The sequence below is a fragment of the Anabaenopsis tanganyikae CS-531 genome (genome assembly GCF_029891675.1).
Classification (GTDB): Bacteria; Cyanobacteriota; Cyanobacteriia; order Cyanobacteriales; family Nostocaceae; genus Anabaenopsis; species Anabaenopsis arnoldii.
This window is the reverse complement of the sequence record NZ_JANQDF010000147.1, coordinates 1-8037: the sequence shown is the minus strand read 5'-3', so window position 1 is coordinate 8037 and position 8037 is coordinate 1. Positions and strand designations below refer to the sequence as shown.

The following is an 8037-nucleotide window of genomic DNA, read 5'->3' as shown; positions in this document are numbered from 1 at the left end:
ATTAAAAGACCATTGTCCGGATAAAATCTTCCTTGTCCACTTTCCTTCCTTGTCTTCGGTGGTCTTGCCTTCACAGATCATATTAAAAACCTACCCTTGTAAGGAGAGGGTGGGGTCAAACAATAGTTGATACACTAATCACGACTTGACAAACATCATTTTAGAGATTTTACGTGATTTTTCCTAGTGGGTCGCCCGGGATTCGAACCCGGAACTAATCGGTTAAAAGCCGAGTACTCTACCGTTGAGTTAGCGACCCTTTTGTTTTGCAACTTTGTCATCATAACATGGGCTTCTGGGATTAGCAAGTATTTTTATAAAAGATTTGCTGTTAATCTCACAGATGCGGTGCTGCTAGCTTTTGGAGCTAATACCGTCAGATTTTCGCCGGTATTCAGGGCATTACGGGGGGCTGTCCAAGGTTCTAGACAGTAAAAGTCTTTGCCTTTGATGGTCCAAAACACCAGACGAGAATAAATGCGATCGTAATCTAAAGTTAACTTGAGTTGACGATTGGGGTCTATGACTGTGGCAGATTGGCTAGTCAAACCCCCAAAACCGACATCAATTTCTTCACGGGTAAAATCAAAACTACCATCAAACGGGTGAATTTCTTTAGTAGATTGGTCTTGATATTCTTGGGAGGGGATGTGAAACTGTAGCTGATGCTTATCACCACTGGTCAAAAAGTAGGGATGGAAACCCGCAGAAAAGGGCATGGGTGTAGATGACAAATTTTGATACTGCTGTTTAATTTCTAGAGTATTGCCTTTTAACTCGTAAGTAAAAATGAGTTGAAAGTCAAAAGGATAAACTGCTTTAGTTTGGTCATTGCTCTGGAGTAGGAGAGTCAGGCTAGCTTTATCTTGAGTTTCCTGGTGAGTCACTTCCCAAGGTAAATCACGAGCAAAACCATGTTGTTTGAGAGTGTACCTTTGCCCGTTATAGGTGTAAATGTTATCTGGTAAATTTCCGCAGATAGGGAACAGAATCGGATTTCCACCTCTGACACTCAATTGGGGATGGGTAAAGCGTTCACTATCCAGATAGAAAATTTCTTGGTTGCGGACACGCCACCGGGTGATAATCCCGCCTCTTTCCGGTACGACTTCTATTTGAGAGCCTGCGGTTTCATCGGTGAGGATGTAAGTCTTGTATTGTTGCTGTTCAACAGTGATAGTAAACACAAGTTTTAGTCCTTAATAGTAGAGCGGATCATCTTTGTGTTTAGGTCTTGGTGATGAAAGTGAATTGTACTCACCACCAAGACACTAAGACACCCAGGTAAATGAAATCTACTCGTCTTCTGCGAACACGAAGCGATATAACTCCCTGGGGTCGGGTTCGGGGCTACTTTCAGCGAACTTGACGGCATCGTCGATGAGTGCTTGAATTTTGCCATCAATGGCCTTGAGTTCGGCCTCGTCGGCTAAGTTTTGCTCAGTCAGATAAGCGGCAAACTTTTTAATGGGGTCACGGGAAAACCAGAATTCCTTCTCGGCTTTGCTGCGCATTTCATCTGGGTCTGCTAAGGAATGACCCCGGAAACGGTAGGTAAGGGCTTCAATTAATGTGGGACCTTCACCAGCACGGGCGCGGGCTACAGCTTCTTGAGCCACGGCGCGCACTGCTAGCACGTCCATACCGTCTACTTCCACCCCAACCATGTTAAATACACTGGCTTTTTTGTAAATTTCTGGCTGGGAGGTAGCTCGTTCGTGAGACATCCCAATAGCCCATTTATTATTTTCCACTACGAAAATTATCGGTAGTTTCCACAGGGCTGCCATATTTAAGGTCTCGAAAAACTGACCGTTGTTAGCTGCACCATCGCCAAAAAAGCAAGCTGTGACTTGGTCGGCGTTTTGGTCTCCTAAAACTTCGCGGCGGTATTTAGTTTGAAAAGCTGCTCCTGCTGCTACAGGAATTCCTTCGGCTACAAAGGCATAACCACCTAGTAGTCCATGCTCGGCAGAAAACATATGCATGGAACCACCACGCCCTTTGCTGCACCCTGTGGCTTTACCAAATAACTCTGCCATCACTTCTCGAGCTGGTACACCAGCACTCAGAGCATGAACGTGGTCGCGATAGGTGCTGGAAACAAAATCTTCACCGGGTCGCATGGATTGGATAACACCTGTAGAAACGGCTTCTTGACCGTTGTATAGGTGGACAAAACCAAACATTTTACCTCTATAGTACATCTCGGCGCATTTGTCTTCAAATGAGCGCCCTAGTACCATATCTTCATACAAGCGTAACCCTTCTGCTTTGGTGATTTTGGTAGTAGCGGTGTCAAATGTAGGTAAGGTGCGTTCTTGAACCATTATTTTTTTAGTATTCCTATAGTAAAACTGAAATTTACCATCTCAAATAAGTTGGTTTCAGACAATATCTGTTTTTGATCAGCTAGTATGTGCTAAAGTCAACGACCAAAATTTAGGCACCAAACAGGTTTATAGGCAATAGAGGAGAAACAATGAGTGAATTTTTGATTTTTCTACCCACCCTCTGGGAGGAGTTGACCTCTGATCTACTCCTGTTTATAGGCTATCAATCAGGATAGCTCGGTTTCTGCATATCCATGAACAATTTAAAGAAAATCATGGGGCAATTTTCTGTATGGAGCTATATTTTGGGAAATTCCATTTATTTATGTTATAATGCTGTTCATTTAATTTAATTGATACCTACCCTTTTTGAGGATACTTTCTCTAACTGCATAGCTGGGTAAGTGCTGAGGATGTTTAGCATCTATGAGTTACTACCGGCAGAAATACTAACAATTACAACAAGGTATTGGCGGTTTCTAGGCAACTGCAAATTTTTACCAGTAAAATTCAAAAGAACTAATGTTATATTATACACTTATAATGTAAATCCTTCACGGTATTATTCAGTGTAGGATTATGGCACGGTTTTACATACCTGGAATGCTCTAGGTAAATTATGTTGATCACGGTGCAGGGGAAGTAGACTGTGCGAATTCCGCTAGATTACTACCGAATTTTGGGATTACCGTTAGCGGCAAGTGATGAACAGTTGCGCCAGTCGTACAGCGATCGCATTGTCCAATTGCCACGACGGGAGTATTCTCCGGCAGCAATTTCTGCTCGCAAACAACTTATAAAAGAAGCTTACGTGGTTTTATCCAATCCTAAAGAACGTAGCAGTTATGATCAGCTTTATCTTGCCCATGCCTATGGATCTGACGGCAATGGTAATGCTACTGTTGCCGTGGGAACCCACACAACCAGTAAGAAGACTGATACTGATATCCAGAGCCTGGGAATCGAGATTTCCGAAAAAGAATTAGTTGGTGCTTTATTGATTCTGCAGGAACTCGGGGAATATGAACTGGTGCTGAAGTTGGGTAATAATTACCTTACCAACAATAGCAAGGTAATATCTGCCAAACTGGCAAATAATCTCGAAAGTGAAGATTTTCTTGCTAGTTCTGACTACCCGGATGTTGTTCTGACTGTTGCTTTGGCTTGTTTGGAACTGGGGCGAGAGCAATGGCAGCAAGGTCACTATGAAAGTGCGGCTGTTTCTCTAGAAACTGGTCAACAAATGCTAGAGCGTGAAGGGCTATTTTCTAGTGTGCAGGCGGAAATCCAGGCTGACTTGTATAAATTGCGTCCCTATCGGATTTTAGAATTGCTGGCATTACCTGAAGACAAAGTTGAGCAACGACAACAAGGCTTGGCATTTTTGCATGAGGTGTTAAATGAGCGCGGTGGAATTGATGGCAGTGGTAATGATCAATCGGGTCTGAATGTAGATGATTTCTTGCGCTTTATTCAGCAATTACGCAACTATTTAACGGTTGTAGAACAGCATCAGCTCTTTGAAGTGGAAAGCAAGCGCCCTTGTGCTGTTGCGAGTTACTTGACAGTTTATGCGCTCATAGCACGGGGATTTAGTCAAGGTCAACCGGCTTTAATCCGTCAGGCTAGGCAAATGCTGATGCGGTTAGGAAAGCGTCAAGATGTGCATTTAGAACAAGCTTTGTGTGCTCTGCTACTGGGGCAGACCGAAGAGTCCACCCGGGTTTTAGAACTAAGTCAAGAATACGAAGCTCTGGCTTTTATTCGGGAAAAATCCCTGAACTCTCCGGACTTGTTACCGGGGCTATGTTTGTATGCGGAACAGTGGTTAAAAGATGAAGTATTCCTGCACTTTCGAGATTTATCTAAGCAGCAAGCCTCGCTCAAAGATTATTTTGCTAACCAACAGGTGCAAGCTTATTTAGAGGCGCTACCTACTGACGCAGTAACTACTGATCAATCCCCTGTGATCAATCGTCAGTCTTTTTCCCTGGATACCCGGGAGAGCGCTCATTCCAGTGGTGTTTCTTTCAAATTTACTCAAGGTCAAACAGCTAATGTGGATTTGTTACAAATCCCAGAGCATCATAGACAGGAACATCCTCACTTCACCCCAACTGGTGGGAACGCCCGGCCAGATAAATTTTCACGTAGTACTAAATCAAACTATAATGTAAGTAAAATTCCGGTGAATGAACCTAGAGCCAAAGCGGTGAAACATCATCCCCATGGTGCTAGTAAGTCCACGCCTGAAGTCAAAAAGCGGCGGAGAAGAAAGCCGCGTCAACCTGTCAACCGGGGTTATCCTCAAAGGCAAACTGGGTTGATTCCCACTAAGATGGTAAAAAAAAGACTTATTTTGACTGTCTTTGGTTCTTTGGTAGGTATCTTACTGATTTGGCTGTTAGTTTCTACGACCTTTGGATGGGTAAAAAATTTGTTATTCCCGGAGCCGATTTTGTCAGGGGGACAGTTGTCTGTACAACTCAATGAACCACCAATCGATATCCCCGACCCAACTAGGGAGTTGGAACCCCCAAAAGGTTCTCTGAGTGATGCTATGGCCCAAGAAGTGATTCAAACTTGGTTATCTACTAAATCTGAGGCTTTGGGTCCAAAATATAACCTGGATGGTTTACCACTGATTTTAACAGATACGATTATTTCTCAATGGCGGGGGCTTGTGCAACAGGAGAGGTCACAGAATCGCCATCGGACATATCACCACACTGTGAATCTGGAATATGTTGATCAAAAATCGGATCGGGCTTTAGTGGTGGCTAGGGTCAGGGAGGTAACACAGTTCTATCAATTAGGACAGATCAGAAATTTTAAGGATGAAACTTTGCGGGTGCGATACTCTTTAATTCGACAAGGGGATAGGTGGCGCATCGACGGTATGTCAGTGATTAATTAGATTGGTTTGACTGACCTGCACTAAAATTACTCAGTTAAGCGCAAATGTCAAGAGTCCATGACATTGCTTCTATGGTCTCCTACTCGATGCAGCCAGGTTGTCATGATTTCATGACAATTCGATCCCCAAACAGTTGATAAATGGGTAGAACCGGCAAAACAACGCCTGTAACCCCCTTGATTCCTACCCGGGTTTACTGCTTAATATTTAATTAATAAAAAAAGTAATCCGATCCCAAAGAAATGCTGATCATGGCATCATCTAGGAATCGAAAGGCTAAAAAACTAAAAAGTTAACAACTGGGCAAAACCAGAAGTCGGGAATCAGAAACTCATCTGGGACAGATAAGATTTGATTTTATAGGAAATTATATCACCCAGGTAAGTCATTTACCTTACAAACTACTGGAGTCCAAAATTATGGCAAAAGAACGCCCACCACTAGAGGAGATGACACTCAGGCAACTACGTAAAGTTGCCAGTGAATATAGCATCTCCCGCTATAGCCGCATGCGTAAATCTCAGCTGCTGGCAGCAATTCAGGAAGTTCAACACAGTAAAGTATCCCTTAATCCAACTCGTTCACTGGAGGCGCAGGAAACCGTGGAAGCAGCAAAATTTGAATTAGGTCAAGAAGATCGTACTGGTGGTTCTCTGGCTGATGTTGATGAAGGAATCGCTGACCTACCACAAGGTTATGGTGAAAGCCGGATTGTACTGTTACCCCGTGATCCTCAATGGGCTTATGCTTACTGGGATATTCCCAATGAACATAAGGCGGAACTACGACAACAAGGGGGACAACAACTAGCACTGCGCATCTACGATGTTAGCGATGTGGATCTTGACCTTCAACGTCCTCACAGTATTCAAGAGTACCCCGCCGACGAACTGGCAAGAGAATGGTATATTCCTATTCCAGTAAGCGATCGCGATTATGTGGTAGATATTGGCTACCGTACTGCTGACGGTCGTTGGTTAGTATTGGCACGTTCTGCAAGAGTCCACATTCCTCCTGTTTATCCATCTGACTGGATTGAAGACGCTTTTGTGACTGTCAACTTTGAAGAAGACCTGCGGGGTAAAACTGTTTACGAATTAGTTCCCCCTGGGAAGAAAGTTGTGGCTGCTGTGGAAGATAGCAGTAACGCTATATACGAGCAAATTTTCGGCTTGGCTGAGTCTGCTGAAGCTCAACGGGTTGCTGGTTCTCTGTTCGGTTCTATGCAGCAAGTACCTAGTTCTGCAGGTCCCCAAGAGGCTTTGAGTTCCTATGTTTTCCCCTCTGGTGTGGGTATGTGGGCTGTCCCCACTATGTCCGGTTTAACCATGTCTGGGGTAGGTATGTCTGGGGTAGGTATGTCTGTCGGTGCTGTACCAGTGCGTCCTCGCAAGTTCTGGTTAGTTGCTGATGCGGAGTTGATTGTTTACGGTGCTACTGAACCGGATGCTACTGTGACTATTGGTAACCGTGAAATTAAACTCAACCCTGATGGTACGTTCCGCTTCCAGATGTCTTTCCAAGATGGTTTAATTGACTATCCCATTGTGGCTGTAGCTGCTGATGGTGAGCAAACAAGGTCAATTCAAATGAAGTTTAATCGTGAGACTCCATCACGGAATACTAATACTAAGGATGAGGCTGTTTTAGAATGGTTTAGCTAAGTTGCCGTTTGAGAATGGTTTAGCTAAGTGTCTGATGATTATAAGGTGCTATTTTTTTTTCAAATTTTAGGTTCTTACCCGCTATATGGAGTTTATAGCGGGTTTTGTTTGTCTTGGAGGTCCAGATGTAGCCCATTGATGGAAGTAAAAGAGTTTGTGCTACCCAAAACAAAATTTTCTGATGTCAGACTTATCCTTTATTTTTGATCATCATTACCTTGACAATATTATGGGCTGTTTCATCTGGAATTGCTAAAGACTTCCACAAATAATTTAAAAGGTCTTCTTCTTCTTTAGTTACTTCACCATCTGCTAACGCCAAGTCTGTAGCTACAGCAAAAGCGGTTTCATATAAGTCATGGGGAAGAGAGGAAACTGCCAATTTAATAAAGCCATCAAATCCTTGGCGTTTGATGAGTGAGCACAACTTGTCAAACATCCTCCTTAGCACTTCATTGGGGTAGCTACGAAACAAATGCATTCGGTTTAAAGTTGCCATCATTGTATGAGCTTCTTCGTCTGTTAAGTAGCCATCAGCAGCAACAGTCGCCAAAGTAATAGCTGCAAATGCTTCCGCAGGTCCCAAGACGGAATTATTTTGTGTTTGCAGATTAGAATTATTTCCGAATAAACCCATAATAGGAAAGTTTTCTCCTGGTAAATATGGTTATTATAAGCACCTTTAAAGTCAATGGCAATAGTTTTTGATGTCAAATATTCGTAGTTGATAGTTGAAAAATGGCACATAAAAATAAGATTTACGTTGAGTATAAATTCCATGAATTATGTCATCTATCAAAAGATAGATATTTAATTTTGTTTTAGGGAGTTAAAAGAAATCTCTTCTGGGCAAAAATCAGAACTAACTAACATACAGGAGCCAAAAAAAGCTGGGTTTATGGTGGAGTTCCCACACAGAAGATAAAAAAAACCCAGCAAAGTTAATGCTGGGTTTAGAGAATGTTTGTCAAGTCATGATTAGTGTATCGAATATTATTTGACCCCACCCCCTTCCTTACAAGGTTAGGTTTTTAATATGATCTGTGAAGGCAAGACCACCGAAGACAAGGAAGGAAAGTGGACAAGGAAGATTTTATCCGGACAATGGTCTTTTAAGGGGCTA

Annotated in this window: 5 protein-coding genes and 1 tRNA gene; 2 read left to right on the top strand and 4 right to left on the bottom strand. The window is 42.9% G+C overall.

The window, feature by feature from the left end; all coding sequences use genetic code 11:
* Positions 1–187: 187 nt before the first annotated feature.
* The 3 genes from NWP22_RS14395 to pdhA form a co-directional block, all read right to left on the bottom strand.
* Positions 188–259: transfer RNA gene (locus tag NWP22_RS14395), tRNA-Lys, on the bottom strand.
* A 55-nt stretch (positions 260–314) separates the two neighbouring features.
* Positions 315–1187, bottom strand: a complete 873-nt coding sequence (locus NWP22_RS14390; protein ID WP_271732071.1) for an aldose epimerase family protein — start codon at positions 1185–1187, stop codon at positions 315–317.
* Between the two features lie 108 nt (positions 1188–1295).
* The gene (pdhA, locus tag NWP22_RS14385; protein ID WP_271732072.1) at positions 1296–2330 is read right to left on the bottom strand and encodes a pyruvate dehydrogenase (acetyl-transferring) E1 component subunit alpha; all 1035 of its coding nucleotides are present in this window, start codon (positions 2328–2330) and stop codon (positions 1296–1298) included.
* A gap of 652 nt (positions 2331–2982) precedes the next feature.
* Between pdhA and NWP22_RS14380 the strand changes: the two genes are divergently transcribed.
* Both NWP22_RS14380 and NWP22_RS14375 read left to right on the top strand, forming a co-directional pair.
* Complete coding sequence (locus tag NWP22_RS14380; RefSeq protein WP_280802022.1) at positions 2983–5250, top strand: IMS domain-containing protein; 2268 nt, start codon at positions 2983–2985, stop codon at positions 5248–5250.
* A 419-nt stretch (positions 5251–5669) separates the two neighbouring features.
* On the top strand, positions 5670–6914 hold the full coding sequence (locus NWP22_RS14375; RefSeq protein WP_271732074.1) for a DUF4912 domain-containing protein: 1245 nt from the start codon (positions 5670–5672) through the stop codon (positions 6912–6914).
* A 190-nt stretch (positions 6915–7104) separates the two neighbouring features.
* Here the strand turns inward: NWP22_RS14375 and NWP22_RS14370 are convergent, their stop codons facing one another.
* Complete coding sequence (locus NWP22_RS14370; RefSeq protein WP_271732075.1) at positions 7105–7551, bottom strand: tellurite resistance TerB family protein; 447 nt, start codon at positions 7549–7551, stop codon at positions 7105–7107.
* Positions 7552–8037: the final 486 nt, after the last annotated feature.

Bases quoted from the DNA above. Each gene is read 5' to 3' on its own strand.
- NWP22_RS14375 (WP_271732074.1), top strand. From the start codon at position 5,670: ATGGCAAAAGAACGCCCACCACTAGAGGAGATGACACTCAGGCAACTA.
- NWP22_RS14370 (WP_271732075.1), bottom strand. From the start codon at position 7,551: ATGGGTTTATTCGGAAATAATTCTAATCTGCAAACACAAAATAATTCC.
- pdhA (WP_271732072.1), bottom strand. From the start codon at position 2,330: ATGGTTCAAGAACGCACCTTACCTACATTTGACACCGCTACTACCAAA.